At 67.6% G+C, this 15,660-nt stretch carries 15 protein-coding genes; 10 read left to right on the top strand and 5 right to left on the bottom strand.

What is annotated here, in order from left to right:
• Positions 1 to 3 precede the first annotated feature (3 nt).
• Both clpA and gloB read right to left on the bottom strand, forming a co-directional pair.
• Positions 4 to 2,334, bottom strand: a complete 2,331-nt coding sequence (clpA, locus tag V8J36_RS07695; RefSeq protein WP_336466698.1) for an ATP-dependent Clp protease ATP-binding subunit ClpA — start codon at positions 2,332 to 2,334, stop codon at positions 4 to 6.
• Positions 2,335 to 2,544: 210 nt separating this feature from the next.
• Complete coding sequence (gene gloB / locus V8J36_RS07690) at positions 2,545 to 3,309, bottom strand: hydroxyacylglutathione hydrolase (RefSeq protein WP_336466697.1); 765 nt, start codon at positions 3,307 to 3,309, stop codon at positions 2,545 to 2,547.
• Between the two features lie 63 nt (positions 3,310 to 3,372).
• On the opposite strand from gloB, the gene V8J36_RS07685 reads away from it, so the two are divergent.
• From V8J36_RS07685 to V8J36_RS07645, 9 genes are all read left to right on the top strand, one after another.
• A complete protein-coding gene (locus V8J36_RS07685; protein ID WP_336466696.1) occupies positions 3,373 to 4,119 on the top strand; it encodes a class I SAM-dependent methyltransferase in 747 nt (248 codons plus the stop codon).
• 385 nt (positions 4,120 to 4,504) lie between these two features.
• Positions 4,505 to 5,065: a F0F1 ATP synthase subunit delta gene (locus V8J36_RS07680; RefSeq protein WP_336466695.1), complete on the top strand. Its 561-nt coding sequence runs from the start codon at positions 4,505 to 4,507 to the stop codon at positions 5,063 to 5,065.
• Entirely contained in the window at positions 5,065 to 6,603 is a 1,539-nt protein-coding gene (gene atpA, locus V8J36_RS07675) for a F0F1 ATP synthase subunit alpha (protein ID WP_336466694.1), read from the top strand. The genes V8J36_RS07680 and atpA overlap by 1 nt, the downstream gene beginning before the upstream one ends.
• A 16-nt stretch (positions 6,604 to 6,619) precedes the next feature.
• A complete protein-coding gene (locus V8J36_RS07670; RefSeq protein ID WP_336466693.1) occupies positions 6,620 to 7,495 on the top strand; it encodes a F0F1 ATP synthase subunit gamma in 876 nt (291 codons plus the stop codon).
• Positions 7,496 to 7,516: 21 nt separating this feature from the next.
• Positions 7,517 to 8,938, top strand: coding sequence for a F0F1 ATP synthase subunit beta (gene atpD, locus V8J36_RS07665; RefSeq protein ID WP_336466692.1), 1,422 nt, complete (start codon positions 7,517 to 7,519; stop codon positions 8,936 to 8,938).
• A gap of 10 nt (positions 8,939 to 8,948) precedes the next feature.
• Positions 8,949 to 9,395, top strand: coding sequence for a F0F1 ATP synthase subunit epsilon (locus tag V8J36_RS07660; RefSeq protein ID WP_336466691.1), 447 nt, complete (start codon positions 8,949 to 8,951; stop codon positions 9,393 to 9,395).
• A 98-nt stretch (positions 9,396 to 9,493) separates the two neighbouring features.
• Positions 9,494 to 9,844: an H-type lectin domain-containing protein gene (locus V8J36_RS07655; RefSeq protein ID WP_336466690.1), complete on the top strand. Its 351-nt coding sequence runs from the start codon at positions 9,494 to 9,496 to the stop codon at positions 9,842 to 9,844.
• A 74-nt stretch (positions 9,845 to 9,918) separates the two neighbouring features.
• Positions 9,919 to 10,206 (top strand): hypothetical protein, encoded by a 288-nt coding sequence (locus tag V8J36_RS07650; RefSeq protein ID WP_336466689.1) that lies wholly within the window; start codon positions 9,919 to 9,921, stop codon positions 10,204 to 10,206.
• Positions 10,203 to 11,939 (top strand): methyl-accepting chemotaxis protein, encoded by a 1,737-nt coding sequence (locus V8J36_RS07645; protein ID WP_336466688.1) that lies wholly within the window; start codon positions 10,203 to 10,205, stop codon positions 11,937 to 11,939. The genes V8J36_RS07650 and V8J36_RS07645 overlap by 4 nt, the downstream gene beginning before the upstream one ends.
• A 142-nt stretch (positions 11,940 to 12,081) precedes the next feature.
• Here the strand turns inward: V8J36_RS07645 and V8J36_RS07640 are convergent, their stop codons facing one another.
• A complete protein-coding gene (locus V8J36_RS07640) occupies positions 12,082 to 13,101 on the bottom strand; it encodes a ribose-phosphate pyrophosphokinase (RefSeq protein WP_336466687.1) in 1,020 nt (339 codons plus the stop codon).
• A gap of 121 nt (positions 13,102 to 13,222) precedes the next feature.
• Here V8J36_RS07640 and V8J36_RS07635 point away from each other — a divergent pair, with 121 nt between their 5' ends.
• Positions 13,223 to 14,020, top strand: coding sequence for an alpha/beta fold hydrolase (locus V8J36_RS07635; RefSeq protein ID WP_336466686.1), 798 nt, complete (start codon positions 13,223 to 13,225; stop codon positions 14,018 to 14,020).
• On the opposite strand, the gene V8J36_RS07630 is transcribed toward V8J36_RS07635, so the two are convergent.
• Together V8J36_RS07630 and V8J36_RS07625 are read right to left on the bottom strand one after the other, a co-directional pair.
• Positions 14,007 to 15,059: a threonine aldolase family protein gene (locus V8J36_RS07630; RefSeq protein ID WP_336466685.1), complete on the bottom strand. Its 1,053-nt coding sequence runs from the start codon at positions 15,057 to 15,059 to the stop codon at positions 14,007 to 14,009. The two genes, V8J36_RS07635 and V8J36_RS07630, sit on opposite strands and share 14 nt — an antisense overlap.
• Entirely contained in the window at positions 15,060 to 15,521 is a 462-nt protein-coding gene (locus tag V8J36_RS07625) for a YcgN family cysteine cluster protein (protein WP_336466684.1), read from the bottom strand. It abuts the gene before it with no gap.
• Positions 15,522 to 15,660: the final 139 nt, after the last annotated feature.

Raw genomic sequence — 15,660 nt, 5'->3', positions numbered from 1 at the left:
GGATCACTCGGCGGTCAGCAGCCTCGGCTTCGAGCCGGAAAGGCGCGGGCTGGCCGGCTCGTCGACCTCGAGCACGATCTGGTCGTCCTTCACGCGGACATGGACGACGCCACCCTTGGTCAGCTTGCCGAACAGCAGTTCCTCGGCCAGCGGCTTCTTGATGTGCTCCTGGATCACGCGGCCCAGCGGACGCGCGCCCATCTTGTCGTCGTAGCCCTTCTCGCCAAGCCAGGCGGCCGCTTCGGGGTCGAGCTCGATATGCACGCCGCGGTCCATCAGCTGGGCCTCGAGCTGCAGCACGAACTTGTCCACGACCTGCAGGATGATCTCGCGGCCGAGCGGCGCGAAGCTGATCACCGCATCCAGGCGGTTGCGGAACTCGGGCGTGAAGGTCCGCTCGATCGCGGCCGTGTCCTCGCCCTCGCGCTTGTCGCGGCCGAAGCCGATCGCGGCCTTCGCCATGTCCGAGGCGCCGGCGTTCGAGGTCATGATCAGGATCACGTTGCGGAAGTCGACCTGACGACCGTTGTGGTCGGTCAGCTTCCCGTGGTCCATCACCTGCAGCAGGATGTTGTAGACGTCCGGATGCGCCTTCTCCATCTCGTCGAGCAGCAGCACGCAATGCGGATGCTGGTCGACGCCGTCGGTGAGCATGCCGCCCTGGTCGAAGCCGACATAGCCCGGAGGCGCGCCGATCAGGCGGGAAACCGCATGCTTCTCCATGTATTCCGACATGTCGAAGCGCAGCAGCTCCACACCCAGGGTATCGGCGAGCTGCTTGGCCACTTCGGTCTTGCCGACGCCGGTCGGACCCGCGAACAGGTAGTTGCCGATCGGCTTCTCGGGCTCGCGCAGGCCGGCACGGGCCAGCTTGATCGCCGAGGACAGCGCCTCGATCGCCTTGTCCTGGCCGAAGACCACCCGCTTGAGCGTCTTTTCCAGATCGCGCAGCACTTCCGCATCGTCCTTCGAGACGTTCTTCGGGGGGATGCGGGCGATCTTGGCGACGACGGCCTCGATCTCCTTCGACCCGATGGTCTTCCGGCGCTTGCTGTCGGCCAGCAGGTGCTGGGCCGCGCCCGCCTCGTCGATCACGTCGATCGCCTTGTCGGGCAGCTTGCGGTCGTTGATGTAGCGCGCCGACAGCTCCACCGCCGACTTGATCGCGTCATGGGTGTAGCGGATGTCGTGATGGCTTTCGAAATAGGGCTTGAGGCCCATCAGGATCTTGATCGAGTCCTCGACCGACGGCTCGTTCACGTCGATCTTCTGGAACCGGCGCGACAGGGCGCGGTCCTTCTCGAAATGCTGGCGGAACTCCTTGTAGGTGGTCGAGCCCATGCAGCGCAGCTTGCCGCCGGCAAGCGCCGGTTTCAGCAGGTTCGAGGCATCCATCGCCCCGCCCGATGTGGCGCCGGCACCGATCACGGTGTGGATCTCGTCGATGAAGAGGATCGCATCGGGGTGATCCTCGAGCTCTTTCACCACGGCCTTCAGCCGTTCCTCGAAGTCGCCGCGATAGCGGGTGCCGGCCAGAAGCGCGCCCATGTCGAGCGAGAAGATCGTCGCGCCCGCCAGGATGTCCGGGGTCTCGCCCCGGGTGATCTTCAGCGCGAGGCCCTCCGCGATCGCGGTCTTGCCGACGCCCGGATCACCCACCAGCAGCGGGTTGTTCTTGCGGCGGCGGCAGAGCACCTGGATGCAGCGCTCGACCTCGGCCTCGCGGCCGATCAGGGGATCGACCTCGCCCTTCTTCGACTTCTGATTGAGATCGACGCAGTACTTCGCCAAGGCCGACTCCTTCGCTTCCCCGGTGGGCGCCGACTGCGAAGCCGCCTGTTCGGCCTCTTCCTCGGACGCGCCCGTGACGGGGCGGCTTTCGCCGAAGGAAGGGTTCTTGGCCACGCCATGGGCGATGAAGTTGACCGCGTCGTAGCGGGTCATGTCCTGCTCCTGCAGGAAATAGGCGGCGTTCGACTCGCGTTCCGCGAAGATCGCCACCAGAACGTTGGCGCCCGTCACCTCGGTGCGGCCCGAGGACTGGACATGGATCGCCGCGCGCTGGATCACGCGCTGGAAGGCGGCGGTCGGAACCGCCTCGGAGCCCTCGACATCGGTGACGAGGGTGGAGAGGTCATCGTCGATGAAATCCGACAGGGTGCGGCGCAGCTCGTCGAGATCGACGTTGCAGGCACGCATCACCTTGGCCGCGTCGGGTTCATCGATCAGCGACAGAAGCAGGTGTTCCAGCGTCGCCAGTTCGTGCCGGCGGGTGTTCGCCAGCGCGAGGGCTGCATGGATGGCCTGCTCGAGAGTGTTCGAAAACGACGGCACGCGCGTGCTCCTTTCCTCATGGCCGAAAGGGCGAGCCGGTCGGGCCCATCCGTAACGACCTTGGCCTCATACGTTTAAAGTTCGGTGGAAAAGGCCGGGCTTCAAGTGGTTTCTTCGCGGATTTCGCGTCTGCCCATCAGTGTGACGCAAAATGTGAACACCAGCTTTAGCTTTCCGCGGCGCAGCGTTCATGCTTCGCCGCGAAATGCGTCAGAAGCGGTCCTTGCGCCCCCGGATCTCGCCGAAAACCTCGGCGTCCGTGGCTTTTTCCATTCCGAGTGAAGATTTTACTTGGAAGTTGCCGGCGCGCAGGAACGGGTTGGTCGCCAATTCAATTTCCAGCGTTGACGGGACCGTGGACCGACCTTCGGCGCGCGCCGCTTCCGTCGCAGCGAAGCGCGATATAAGCGCGGGATTTTCCGGTTCAATGGTCATGGCGAACCGTCCATTGGACAGCGTGTATTCGTGCCCGGAACAGATCACCGTTTCCGGCGGCAGAACGGCCAGCCGCGACAGAGAGTCCCACATCATCGGCGCCGTGCCCTCGAACAGCCGCCCGCAGCCCCAGGCCATCAGGCTGTCGCCGGTGAAGGCCCAGCCCGGCTGCGGAAGGTGGTAGGCGATGTGACCCACCGTGTGGCCAGAGACGTCGATCACCTGCACCTCGGTGCCGAACAGGTCGAACCGTCCGCCGGCCATCACCGCGCGGTCGAGCTTCGGCAGGCGGTGCGCATCGGCGGCGGCTCCGGTGACCTGCGCCCCGGTCGCCGCGCGCAGGGCGTCGACCCCCTGGATGTGGTCGTCATGGTGGTGGGTGATCAGGATGTCGGTCAGCCGCCAGCCGCGCTCGGCCAGCGCGGCCTCGATCGGCGCGACCTCGGGCACGTCCACGCAGGCGGTGCCGCCGGTGGCGGGGTCATGGATCAGGTAGGCGTAGTTGTCCGAAAGGCAGGGGATGGTCAGAAGCTCGAGCATGGCGTTCCCTTCGGATGCGGCTATGGTGGGGGCCGACTGTGCCCAACCGGACCGGAAGGTTCAATGCATCTCGACGTGCTCGATCTGAGGAACTTCTACTACCGCACCCAGCTGGGCCGCGTCGCGCAGAAGGCGATCCGCGACCGCGTGCTGCAGCTGTGGCCCGAGGCCGCGGGGCAGACCGTGGCGGGCTACGGCTTCGCGGTGCCGCTCCTGCGTCCCTACCTGGCCGAGGCGCGCCGGGTGATCGGGCTGATGCCGGCGCCGCAGGGGGTGATGCCCTGGCCGGCGGGGATGCCCAATGTCTCGGTCCTGTGCGAGGAACTGAACTGGCCGGTCGACACCGGGATGGTCGACAAGCTGGTGGTGATGCACGGGCTGGAAGGGTCCGACAACGTTCAGGCGCTGCTCGAGGAATGCCGGCGGGTGCTGGGGCCGGGGGGCAGGGCGATCTTCATCGTGCCGAACCGCGCGGGCCTCTGGTCGCGCTCGGACCGCACGCCCTTCGGCTCGGGGCGGCCCTATACCTCGGGGCAGCTCGACTCCGCGCTGCGCAAGGCGGGCTTCGCGACCGAGCGTCATGCCGCCGCCCTCTTCATGCCGCCGAACTCGCGCCGCTTCTGGCTGCGCACTGCCGCGATGTGGGAGCGGATGGGCGCGCGCGTCTCGACCGTGCTGGCCAGCGGCGTGGTGATGATCGAGGTCTCGAAACAGGTGCAGGCGCCGACCCGCCCCGGGCTGGCCGCCGCGGTCAAGCGCCCGCTGAAGGCGCTCGAGGGGCTGCCAGCCTCCGCGGCCGACCCGGTCTGACGCGCCGCCGCGGCCCCGCGGGCGTGAATGACGTAGGGTCACTTCGTGGCGCTGACCCTTAGGGGACCGCACTGAATCGTCTGCCCGATTTTCGGGCATTCGCCCCGCCGCGAGTATAGATTCCGCGCGCGCGGGCGCCGTTAGCGCCCGAAGTCCCGCAGTGTTTTTTCACACCTTGGAAGGGGGTGGGGGCAAGTGGCTGATTTTCCGTGGATTTGCGGTAACTTTCTGTTGACCTTCGCGGTTGCGACAGTCCGGCGGCTCTGCTACATCCTCGCCCGAATTTCGGCCGAATGCGGAACGCTCCTGACCGTGCACGGCCACGGAACGCCCTTCCCCTGCGCTTGCGCGGGGTTCTTGGGTACCATGAAACGGAAGGGTGGACGTGTCCGAACCAGCTTCGATCTCCGCTAGCATCGCCTCGCGCTACGCGACGGCCGTTTTCGACCTCGCCAAGGATGCCGGTGCGCTTGCCCAGCTCGAAGCCGATGCGGAAGCCCTGGCCCAGGCCCTGGCCGCCAGCCCCGAGCTGCGCGACCTGATCACCTCGCCGGTCTATGGCCGCGACGAGCAGGGCCGGGCGATCGGCGCCGTGGCGGCGAAGATGGGCCTCGGCCAGGTCGTCGCCAACACGCTGCAGCTGCTGGCCTCGAAGCGCCGCCTGTTCGTCCTGCCGGCGCTGATCACCGCGCTGAAGGACAAGATCGCCGCCGAGAAGGGCGAGATCACCGCAGACGTCCGCGCCGCGCAACCGCTGACCGACGAACAGTCGGCCCGCCTTGCCGCCGCGATCTCGAACTCGGTCGGCAAGACCGTGAAACTGAACACGACCGTGGATGAAAGCCTCATCGGCGGTCTCGTCGTCAAGGTCGGCTCGAAGATGATCGACACCTCGGTCGCCTCGAAGCTCGCCAATCTTCAGAATGCCATGAAAGAGGTCGGATAATGGGAATCCAAGCTGCCGAGATCTCTGCGATCCTCAAGGAGCAGATCAAGAATTTCGGCCAGGAAGCCGAAGTGGCCGAAGTCGGCCGCGTGCTTTCGGTCGGCGACGGGATTGCCCGCGTCCACGGTCTGGACAACGTCCAGGCCGGTGAAATGGTCGAATTCCCCGGCGGTATCCGCGGGATGGCGCTGAACCTCGAAGTCGACAACGTCGGCGTCGTGATCTTCGGCTCGGACCGGTCGATCAAGGAAGGTGACACCGTCACCCGCACCAAGTCGATCGTGGACGTCCCCACCGGCATGGGCCTGCTGGGCCGCGTCGTCGACGCGCTGGGCAACCCGATCGACGGCAAGGGCCCGATCATGTTCACCGAGCGTCGCATCGCCGACGTGAAGGCCCCGGGCATCATCCCGCGCAAATCGGTGCACGAGCCGATGGCGACCGGCCTGAAGTCGGTCGACGCGATGATCCCCGTCGGCCGCGGCCAGCGCGAGCTGATCATCGGCGACCGCCAGACCGGCAAGACCGCGATCGCGCTCGACACGATCCTGAACCAGAAGTCGTACAACGAAGCCGCCGGCGATGACGAGAGCAAGAAGCTCTACTGCATCTACGTGGCCGTCGGTCAGAAGCGCTCGACCGTTGCGCAGCTGGTGAAGAAGCTCGAGGAAACCGGCGCGATCGCGTACACCACGATCGTGGCCGCCACCGCCTCGGACCCGGCGCCGATGCAGTTCCTTGCCCCCTATGCCGCGACCGCCATGGCGGAATACTACCGCGACAACGGCAAGCACGCGCTGATCATCTATGATGACCTGTCGAAGCAGGCCGTCGCCTACCGCCAGATGTCGCTGCTGCTGCGCCGTCCGCCGGGGCGTGAAGCCTATCCGGGCGACGTCTTCTACCTGCACTCGCGCCTGCTCGAGCGTTCGGCGAAGCTGAACGAGGACTTCGGCGCCGGCTCGCTGACCGCTCTGCCGATCATCGAGACCCAGGGCGGCGACGTGTCGGCCTACATCCCGACCAACGTGATCTCGATCACCGACGGCCAGATCTTCCTGGAATCGGAACTGTTCTACCAGGGCATCCGTCCCGCCGTTAACACCGGTCTGTCGGTGTCGCGCGTCGGTTCGTCGGCCCAGACGAACGCGATGAAGTCGGTCGCGGGCCCCGTGAAACTGGAACTGGCGCAGTACCGCGAGATGGCGGCCTTCGCCCAGTTCGGCTCGGACCTCGACGCGGCGACCCAGAAGCTGCTGAACCGCGGCGCCCGCCTGACCGAGCTGATGAAGCAGCCGCAATACGCGCCGCTCACCAACGCCGAGATCGTCATCGTGATCTTCGCGGGCACCAAGGGCTATCTGGACAACGTCCCGGTCAAGGACGTCGGCAAGTACGAAGCGGGCCTCCTGTCCTACCTGCGGACCCAGAAGCGCGACCTGCTGGACTGGATCACCACGACCGACCCGAAGATCAAGGGCGAGGCCGAGGACAAGATCAAGGCTGCGCTGGACGCCTACGCCAAGACCTTCGCCTGAGCGATAAGGACAGGGTATGCCCAGCCTTAAGGACCTCAAGAACCGGATCGCCAGCGTCAAGTCGACGCGGAAGATCACGAAGGCGATGCAGATGGTCGCCGCGGCCAAGCTGCGCCGCGCGCAGGACGCCGCCGAGGCTGCGCGTCCCTATGCTGACCGCATGAATTCGGTGGTGGCGTCCCTCGCCACCGCCGTCGCGGGCTCGGAAGGCGCACCGCGCCTTCTGGCCGGCTCCGGCGCCGACAAGACCCACCTGCTGGTCGTCATGACCTCGGAGCGGGGCCTCTGCGGCGGCTTCAACTCGACGATCGTGCGTCTCGCCCGCCAGCGGATCCAGAAGCTTCTGGCCGAGGGCAAGACCGTCAAGATCCTGACGGTTGGCAAGAAGGGCCGCGAACAGCTGCGCCGCGACTACGGCAACCTGTTCGTCGGTCACGTCGACCTGAGCACGGTCAAGAAGATGGGCTACGATGTCGCTTCCGGCATCTCGAAGGACGTGCTGGCGCGCTTCAACGCCGGCGAGTTCGACGTCGCCACGATCTTCTACAACCGCTTCGCCTCGGTGATCAGCCAGATCCCGACCGCTCAGCAGGTGATCCCCGCGGTGGTGGAAACCGCCGAGGAAAGCGCCGCCGCGTCGCTCTACGACTACGAGCCCGACGAGGAAGGCATCCTGGCCGACCTGCTGCCGCGCGCCGTCGCCACGCAGATCTTCGCGGCCCTGCTGGAGAACGCCGCGTCCGAACAGGGCGCCCGGATGAGCGCGATGGACAACGCCACGCGCAACGCGGGCGACATGATCAACAAGCTGACGATCGAGTACAACCGCTCGCGTCAGGCGGCGATCACCAAAGAGCTTATCGAAATCATTTCGGGCGCCGAGGCGCTCTGACACCGTACCGGAGAAACCCAAATGGCCAATCCCACTGGCAAAGTCACGCAGGTGATCGGCGCGGTCGTCGACGTCCAGTTCGAAGACCATCTGCCCGCCATTCTGAACGCCCTCGAGACCACCAACAACGGCAAGCGCCTGGTGCTCGAAGTCGCTCAGCACCTCGGTGAATCGACCGTCCGCGCCATCGCGATGGACGCGACCGAAGGTCTCGTGCGCGGCGCCCCCGTGTCCGACCTCGGCGCGCCGATCTCGGTGCCCGTCGGCGACGCGACCCTGGGCCGCATCCTGAACGTCATCGGCGAGCCGGTGGACGAAAAGGGCCCGGTCTCCTCGGTCGAGACCCGCGCCATCCACCAGCCGGCCCCCGAGTTCGACGACCAGTCGACCGAGAGCCAGATCCTGGTCACCGGCATCAAGGTCATCGACCTTCTCGCCCCCTACGCCAAGGGCGGCAAGATCGGCCTGTTCGGCGGCGCCGGCGTGGGCAAGACCGTTCTGATCATGGAACTGATCAACAACATCGCGAAGGTGCACTCGGGCTACTCCGTGTTCGCCGGTGTTGGCGAGCGGACCCGTGAGGGCAACGACCTTTACCACGAGATGATCGAGTCGGGCGTTATCAACCCCGAGAAGCTCGAAGAGTCGAAAGTGGCGCTGGTCTACGGCCAGATGAACGAACCCCCGGGGGCCCGTGCCCGCGTGGCGCTGACCGGCCTGACCATCGCGGAACAGTTCCGCGACACCTCGGGCACCGACGTGCTGTTCTTCGTCGACAACATCTTCCGCTTCACGCAAGCCGGTTCGGAAGTGTCGGCGCTGCTGGGCCGCATTCCTTCGGCCGTGGGCTACCAGCCGACGCTGGCGACCGACATGGGCGCGCTGCAGGAGCGCATCACCTCGACCAAGAAGGGCTCGATCACCTCGGTGCAGGCGATCTACGTTCCGGCCGACGACCTTACCGACCCGGCGCCGGCAACCTCCTTCGCCCACCTCGACGCGACCACCACCCTGTCGCGCGCGATCTCGGAACTGGGCATCTACCCGGCCGTGGACCCGCTCGACTCGACCTCGCGCCTGATGGACCCGCAGATCGTGGGTGAAGAGCATTACGCGGTGGCCCGTTCGGTGCAGGGGATCCTCCAGCGCTACAAGTCGCTTCAGGACATCATCGCCATCCTCGGGATGGACGAACTGTCGGAAGAGGACAAGCTGACGGTGGCCCGCGCCCGGAAGATCCAGCGCTTCCTGTCGCAGCCCTTCGACGTGGCGAAGGTCTTCACCGGCGCCGACGGCAAGCAGGTGCCGCTGGCCGACACCATCAAGTCGTTCAAGGCGGTTGTCGCCGGCGAATACGACCACCTCCCGGAAGCGGCCTTCTACATGGTCGGCGGCATCGAGGAAGTGATCGCGAAAGCCGAGCGCCTCGCGGCGGCGGCGTAAGGGGGCTTAGATGGCCGATACGATGCAGTTCGACCTCGTGTCGCCGGAACGGAAGCTTGCTTCCGTTAAGGCGCGCGAGGTGCGCATCCCGGGCACCGAGGGTGACCTCACCGCCATGCCCGGCCATGCGCCGACGCTGACCACGCTGCGCCCCGGCATCCTGACCGTCGTTTCGGCCGAGGGCACCGTGGACTATGCCGTGACCGGCGGTTTCGCCGAGATCTCGGCCGACAGCGTCACCGTCCTTGCCGAACGCAGCCTGCTGCGCTCGGACGTCAGTCAGCAGGTCTTCAACGAGATGCTGACCGAGGCGAAGGTCGCCCACAAGGAAGCGCATCACACCCGCGAGGAGATCGGCGAAGAGGCCGTCACCGCCGCGGCGAAGCTTCTTGCCGACATGGTCGCGATGGGCACCCATATCGGGCTCGACCCGAACCAGGCGTCGATTCCCGACTGAGACCTGCGGGCGTTTTCGAAGATTGCGGTTCAATGAGCCGTTGCAAGCCCCGGGAAACCGGGGCTTCATTCTTTTCCGCGAAGCACTTGGGACAGGTCATGCGCCGCATCGAGAGCCACGCCGTCGGGGTCGACCAGGGCTCGGTGGTGCTGTTTTCCGACTTCCAGAACGGGGGCGAGATGTGGACCGGCACCGGCCCGCGCGAGCTGCGCCGCGCCGTTCGTTTCACGGATGGCTTCGCGGCGCCCCCCGCGGTCCATGTGTCGATCTCGATGTGGGACACCGACGGGGCAACCAACCAGCGGGTGGACCTCTCGGCGGACGAGATCGGCCGCGAGGGCTTCACGCTGGTGTTCCGCACCTGGGCCGACAGCCGCATCGCGCGGGTGCGGGCGGACTGGATGGCGATCGGCCCCGTCGCGCATCCCGACGACTGGAGCGTCGACTGAGCCGGGCAGGGGGCGCTTAAGGCGTCCTTAGCGAATTGCCACTAGCTCTCGCTGAGCAGAACTGGTGGCCCGGGATGAAACTCGAGATCCTCATAACCCTCCTGTCGTTGATCGTCGCGCCGACGGCGCATGCGATCGGCAGCCGCCCCGTCGCCGCGGGGCTCGTGCTGATGGTGGTGCCGCCCTGGGCGGATGCCGCAGCCGTCGCCGCCCATGCCGGCGCCCAGCTGGTCGGTCCGACCAGCGCCCCCTTCGGAACCTTCGTCTCGGTCGACGGCACCGCGCAGCTCGACGCGCTCGAGGCCGCCGGGGCCTGGTTCCTGATCGACGGTGACACCGCACGCTGGATCTGTGGCGCATGACCTTGCTCGATCTCTTCAACGACGAAAGCGACCTGCCCTTCGAAGGGCGCGCCCAAGCCATGCGCATCCTTGCCTTCGGCACCGTGATCTTCGCGGCGGTGACCACGGTCATGGCCTGGCGGATCGACAGCGCCTTCTGGGTCGCGACCCTCTCGGCCTGGGGCTTCACCGGGCTCGCGCTGGCGGGCACCGCGGCCGGCGACAACCGTCAGGGCCGCTCGATGCTGGCGCAGGGGATGATCGGGCAGTGCTTCTCGTTCACGGGGGCCTTCGCGGGACACGGCTGGATCATCGACACGCACATGGCCTTCTTCACCGTCTGTGCGCTGGTCACGGTGCTGGTCGACGTGCGCGCCCTGCTGGTCGTGGTGGTCAGCACGGTACTCCATCAGGTCGTGCTGGGTCTCGCCTATCCGGTGCTGGTCTACCCGGCCACGGCGTTCGCCGAAAACGCCGAACGCATCGTGCTGCACGCCGGGCTGTTCTCGATCGAGGCGGTGGCACTGATGGTGATCGTGCGCCAGCGCCAGCGCCTGTTCTCGGAACTGCGGGCGCGGCTCGAGGGGCTGCAGGCGCTGACCCTGCAGGCCGATGCCGCGCGGGCAATGGCCGAGAGCCGCTCGCAGGAGGCCGAGGTGATGCGCAGCGCGGCGGAGGCCGAGGCCGCCCGCGCGCAGGCGGCCACCCAACGGGCCGAGCGGCAGGCGGAAGAGATCCGCGCCGCCGATGCCGCGACGCTCGAGGCAGAGCGCGCGCTGGCGGCGGAACGCACCGCGATCTCGGAACGGCAAGAGGCGCTGGTGGCCGAGCTGAAGCTGGCCTTCGGGCGGCTGTCGGCGGGCGACCTCTCGGTGCGGCTCGGGCCGCAGCGCGACCCGGCCTATGCGGCGCTGGCGCAGGACTTCAACGACTCTCTGGCCAAGCTGGCCGGGTCGGTGGTGACGGCGCTGGAATGCTCGTCCGACATCCGCACCCAGATCAGCGAGATCAACAACACCGCCGGCAGCCTTGCCTCGCGGTCCGAACGGCAGGCCGGCGCGCTGGGCGATGCCGCCAGCGCGATCGGCGTGCTGACCGAGTCGGTTCACCAGGCCGCCCGGGTCAGCCGCGAGACGGCGACCACCGCCGACCGTGCACGGGTGGCGGCAAGCCAGAGCACCTCGGTCGCCGCGGAATCGCTGCAGGCGATGAGCGCGATCGAGACGAGTTCGAACCAGATCGGGCGGATCCTGTCGGTGATCGACGACATCGCCTTCCAGACCAACCTGCTGGCGCTCAACGCCGGGGTCGAGGCGGCGCGGGCGGGCGAGGCCGGGCGCGGCTTCGCGGTCGTGGCCTCGGAGGTGCGCGACCTCGCGCAGCGCTCGTCCTCGGCGGCCAAGGAGATCGGAACGCTGATCGAGGCCTCGGGCCAGCAGGTGAAGACCGGGGTGGATCTGGTCAACCGCACGGTGATGGAGCTCGAGCGGATCACCAGCGCGGTCGAGCAGATCGCGGCCCAGATCAACTCGCTGGCCGAAAGCGCCTCGGGCCAGGCGCGGTCGGTGGGCGAGATCAACACCACGGTCGAGCAGATCGACCGCACGACCCAGCAGAACGTCGCGATGCTGGAGGAAACCACCGCCGCGAACCGCGCCCTGAACGAGATGGCAGAGCGGCTCTGGTCCGCGATGGTGGTCTTCCGCACCCAGGCGCAGCAGCCGGGCGCCGTGCGCAGCCGGATGGCGGGATAGGGGCGGCGCTCGCCGCCCTTCCAACGTCAGGATCTGAAAGCCCGGCGCCACGGCCGAGGGCGCCGAGCCGTCGCAGCGCGTCAGCCCATCCGCTGCGCGCCGACGATACCGGCCACCGCACGCAGCGCTGGCCGCCGTGGCGTCAGCCCTTCGAGTAGAAACCTTCGTAGATCGGCACCAGCGTGTCGGTCTCGAACAGCGAGCTGACCGAGGTGCCGTTCCAGGTGTTCAGGATCGCCTGGGCGAACATCGGCGCGGTGGGCACGATGCGGATGTTGGCGCAGGCGCGCACCGCAGGGGTGGGCTCGATCGAATCGGTGATCACCAGGCTTTTCAGCACCGACTTGGTGATCCGCTCGACTGCCGGGCCCGAGAGGACGCCGTGCGAGGTATAGGCGTGCACTTCCTTCGCGCCATGCTGGATCAACAGCTCGGCCGCCTTGCAGAGCGTTCCGGCCGTGTCGCACATGTCGTCGACGATCAAGCAGATCTGGTCCTTCACCTCGCCGATCACCGTCATCTCGGCAACCTCACCGGCCTTTTCGCGGCGCTTGTCGACGATCGCCAGCGGCGCGTTGATCCGTTTCGCCAGTTCCCGGGCCCGGGCCACGCCGCCGACGTCGGGCGAGACCACCATCAGTTCGTCCATGCGGCCGGCGAAGTGATGTTCGATGTCCAGCGCGAAGATCGGCGAGGCATAGAGGTTGTCGACGGGGATGTCGAAGAAGCCCTGGATCTGCGCGGCATGCAGGTCCAGTGTCAGGACCCGGTCGATGCCGGCGGTGGTCAGCAGGTTCGCGACCAGCTTGGCCGAGATCGGCGTGCGGGCCTTGGCGCGGCGGTCCTGGCGGGCATAGCCGAAGTAGGGGATCACGGCGGTGATCCGTGCCGCCGACGAGCGTTTCAGCGCGTCGGTGATGATCAGCAGCTCCATCAGGTTGTCGTTGGCCGGGTTCGAGGTCGGCTGGATGACGAACATGTCCTCGCCGCGGACGTTCTCGAAGACCTCGACGAAGATTTCCTGGTCATTGAAGCGCTCGACCCGGGCGTCGACCAGGCCGACGTTCATCCCCCGGTGCATCGACATCCGCCGCGCGATCGCCTGCGCGAGGGTCTTGTTGGCATTGCCGGAGATGAGTTTCGGCTCGGTCATGACGGGCATGGGCAGCATCCTGTGTTCCGTTACGTGACGGATTCGTGAGATTGCGCCCCCCTTAGCACCCGCCTAGCCTTGCCGCAAACCCAAGCGCCGCAGAGCGGCTCCGAGCCGGGATCATCCGTGCATGTTAGCGCAAAACGACCTCGATCGGGGCGCCCGGCTGCTGCTGGGAGAGGGGCCGGACACGGTTCTGGCCGTGCATTGCTCGCTGGCGCGCGCCTCTGCCTTCGCCGGGCTGGCCGAGGCATTGCGCGGCCGGGCGCGGCTGATCGCCCATGACCTGCCGGGCCATGGGCGCGGGCCGGACTATGCGGGGGGCGACTACCTGGCCCAGGCGCTGGCCCCGGTGCTGACTGAGATCGACGCCGCCGATGCGCCGCCGCTGCTGCTGGGCCATTCCTTCGGCGGTGTCGTCGCGCTGGCGGCGGCGCTGGCGCGGCCGGGGCGCCTGACGGGGCTGGTGCTGGTCGAGCCGGTGCTCTTCGCCGCGCTAAGGGGCGGGCCGCTCTGGCAGCAGCACGAGGCGCAGGCGGCCGGGTTCCGGGCCGCGCTGGCCGCGGGCGAGATCGAGGCCGCGACGCGCGGCTTTCTCGATCTCTGGGGCGGCGGGCAGGACTGGGAGCAGATCCCCGAGCGCCAGCGCGCCTATTTCACCGCGCGGATGCCGCTGATGGCGGCGATCGAATGGGTGAACGACAGCGATCCGGCAGGGATCCTGGGCCGGCTCGGGCAACTCGACCTGCCGGTGCTGCTGCTGCGCGGCGCGACCTCGCCGGCAACGGTGGCGGGCGTAGCCGAGCGGATCGCCGCGGGGCTGCCGCGCGTGCGGCAGGCGGTGGTGCCCGCGGCCGGGCACATGCTGCCGATCAGCCATCCCGCCGCGGTGGCGGCAGAGATGGCCGCGCTGCTCAGCCGCGGATAAGCGTCAGGAATTGCTCGACATCCTCGGGCGTCGTCGACCAGGAACACACAAGGCGCGCGGCCAGCGGCTCGCTGTCCGGGCCATCGAGCGGTTGGTCGCCGGGCCAGAGGTAATAGGCCGCGCCGGCCTCTTGCGCGCGGCGGTGGGCGGCGCGGGGGAAGGCCGCGAAGACCGCGTTCGCCTCGGTCGGGTGCACGAGCTTGGTGCCCGGCACCTGCAGGATCCCGGTGGACAGCCGCGCCGCGGCCGCGTTCGCCCGCCGCGCGAGGTCGAGCCAGAGGCCGCCCTCCAGGTAGGCGTCCATCTGTGCCGAGAGATAGCGGTGCTTCGAGAACAGGTGGCCGCCGCGCTTGCGCCGGAACTCGAATTCCTGTGCGCGCTTCGGGTCGAAGATCACCACCGCCTCGACGCCCATGCAGCCGTTCTTGGTCCCGCCGAAGGACAGCACGTCCACGCCCGCGCGCCAGGTCATGTCGGCGGGGCTGGCGCCGGTGGCGACGAGGGCGTTGGTGAAGCGCGCGCCGTCCATGTGCACGGGCAGGCCGAACTCCTTGGCGACGGCGGTCAGCTTGCGGATTTCGCTGGGGAAATAGACGGTGCCATGCTCGGTCGCGTTGGTGATCGTCACCGCGCCGCGCTGGATGTTGTGGATGCCGCCGCGGCCGGTGAAGGCGATCTGCGCGCGCAGCGCCTCGGGCGTCATCTTGGCGTGGTCGCCCTCGACCAGGATCATCTTGCCGCCGCCGATGAAGAATTCGGGCGCGCCGCATTCATCCTCTTCGACATGGGCGTTGCGGTGGCAGAAGACCCCCTCCCAAGGCTGGCAAAGGATTGACAGCGCGAGCGAATTCGCCGCGGTGCCGGTCGCGACCAGATAGACCGCGGCCTCGGGCGCCTCGAAGGTCTCGCGGATCTTCGCGCGGACGCGGTCCATGATCGGGTCACGGCCATAGGGCATGGCATAGCCCTGATTGGCGGCGGCGATCGCGGCCAGAACCTCGGGCGCGGCGGGGGAGGAATTGTCGGAGGCGAAGAACATTCAGAGGTCCTCGATGATGTGGTCTTCCCAGTCCTCTTCGGACACCTCGACCTCTGACACCGTCCAGCCGCGCACCGACTGGTCGGCGGCATGGACGCTTTCAGGGTCACCAGAGACCAGATAATGCCAGTCTGGCAAGGGCTTGCCGAAGTGGCGCAGGCGATAGGCGCAGGTCGAGGGCATCCAGTAGGCGATGTCCTTCAGCGTCTCGGGCGAGAGCCGGACGCATTCGGGCACATACTGGTGGCGGGTCTCGTAGCGCGAGCAGCGGCAGGTCTGGCCGTCGAGCAGCCGGCAGGCGATGCGGGTGAAGGCCAGCTCGCCATTGTCCTCGAACTCGATCTTGTTCAGGCAGCACTTGCCGCAGCCGTCGCAGAGCGCCTCCCATTCCGGGGGCGTCAGCCGGTCGAGCGGAAGCTCCCAGAATCGTGGTCGCAGCGGGGGGGAGGGGGCCTTCGGCATGGCGCGCACCATGCCCCCAATCGGGGCCCGCGAAAAGGGGTGACCCGAGTGCACCGGGCGTACACCCCCTGTACACCCCCTCCGGCCGTGCCGGCCCCTGACGATGCCCCTGCGCGCGCCCCTTGACGCCGCGCGGTCG

The organism is Frigidibacter sp. MR17.14 (assembly GCF_037095735.1).
In the GTDB taxonomy this organism is placed as follows: Bacteria; Pseudomonadota; Alphaproteobacteria; order Rhodobacterales; family Rhodobacteraceae; genus Frigidibacter.
This window is presented reverse-complemented; position numbering and strand designations above follow the sequence as displayed.

Bases quoted from the DNA above. Each gene is read 5' to 3' on its own strand.
- gloB (WP_336466697.1), bottom strand. From the start codon at position 3,309: ATGCTCGAGCTTCTGACCATCCCCTGCCTTTCGGACAACTACGCCTAC.
- V8J36_RS07685 (WP_336466696.1), top strand. From the start codon at position 3,373: ATGCATCTCGACGTGCTCGATCTGAGGAACTTCTACTACCGCACCCAG.
- atpA (WP_336466694.1), top strand. From the start codon at position 5,065: ATGGGAATCCAAGCTGCCGAGATCTCTGCGATCCTCAAGGAGCAGATC.
- V8J36_RS07670 (WP_336466693.1), top strand. From the start codon at position 6,620: ATGCCCAGCCTTAAGGACCTCAAGAACCGGATCGCCAGCGTCAAGTCG.
- atpD (WP_336466692.1), top strand. From the start codon at position 7,517: ATGGCCAATCCCACTGGCAAAGTCACGCAGGTGATCGGCGCGGTCGTC.
- V8J36_RS07660 (WP_336466691.1), top strand. From the start codon at position 8,949: ATGGCCGATACGATGCAGTTCGACCTCGTGTCGCCGGAACGGAAGCTT.
- V8J36_RS07655 (WP_336466690.1), top strand. From the start codon at position 9,494: ATGCGCCGCATCGAGAGCCACGCCGTCGGGGTCGACCAGGGCTCGGTG.
- V8J36_RS07650 (WP_336466689.1), top strand. From the start codon at position 9,919: ATGAAACTCGAGATCCTCATAACCCTCCTGTCGTTGATCGTCGCGCCG.
- V8J36_RS07645 (WP_336466688.1), top strand. From the start codon at position 10,203: ATGACCTTGCTCGATCTCTTCAACGACGAAAGCGACCTGCCCTTCGAA.
- V8J36_RS07640 (WP_336466687.1), bottom strand. From the start codon at position 13,101: ATGCCCGTCATGACCGAGCCGAAACTCATCTCCGGCAATGCCAACAAG.
- V8J36_RS07635 (WP_336466686.1), top strand. From the start codon at position 13,223: ATGTTAGCGCAAAACGACCTCGATCGGGGCGCCCGGCTGCTGCTGGGA.
- V8J36_RS07630 (WP_336466685.1), bottom strand. From the start codon at position 15,059: ATGTTCTTCGCCTCCGACAATTCCTCCCCCGCCGCGCCCGAGGTTCTG.
- V8J36_RS07625 (WP_336466684.1), bottom strand. From the start codon at position 15,521: ATGCCGAAGGCCCCCTCCCCCCCGCTGCGACCACGATTCTGGGAGCTT.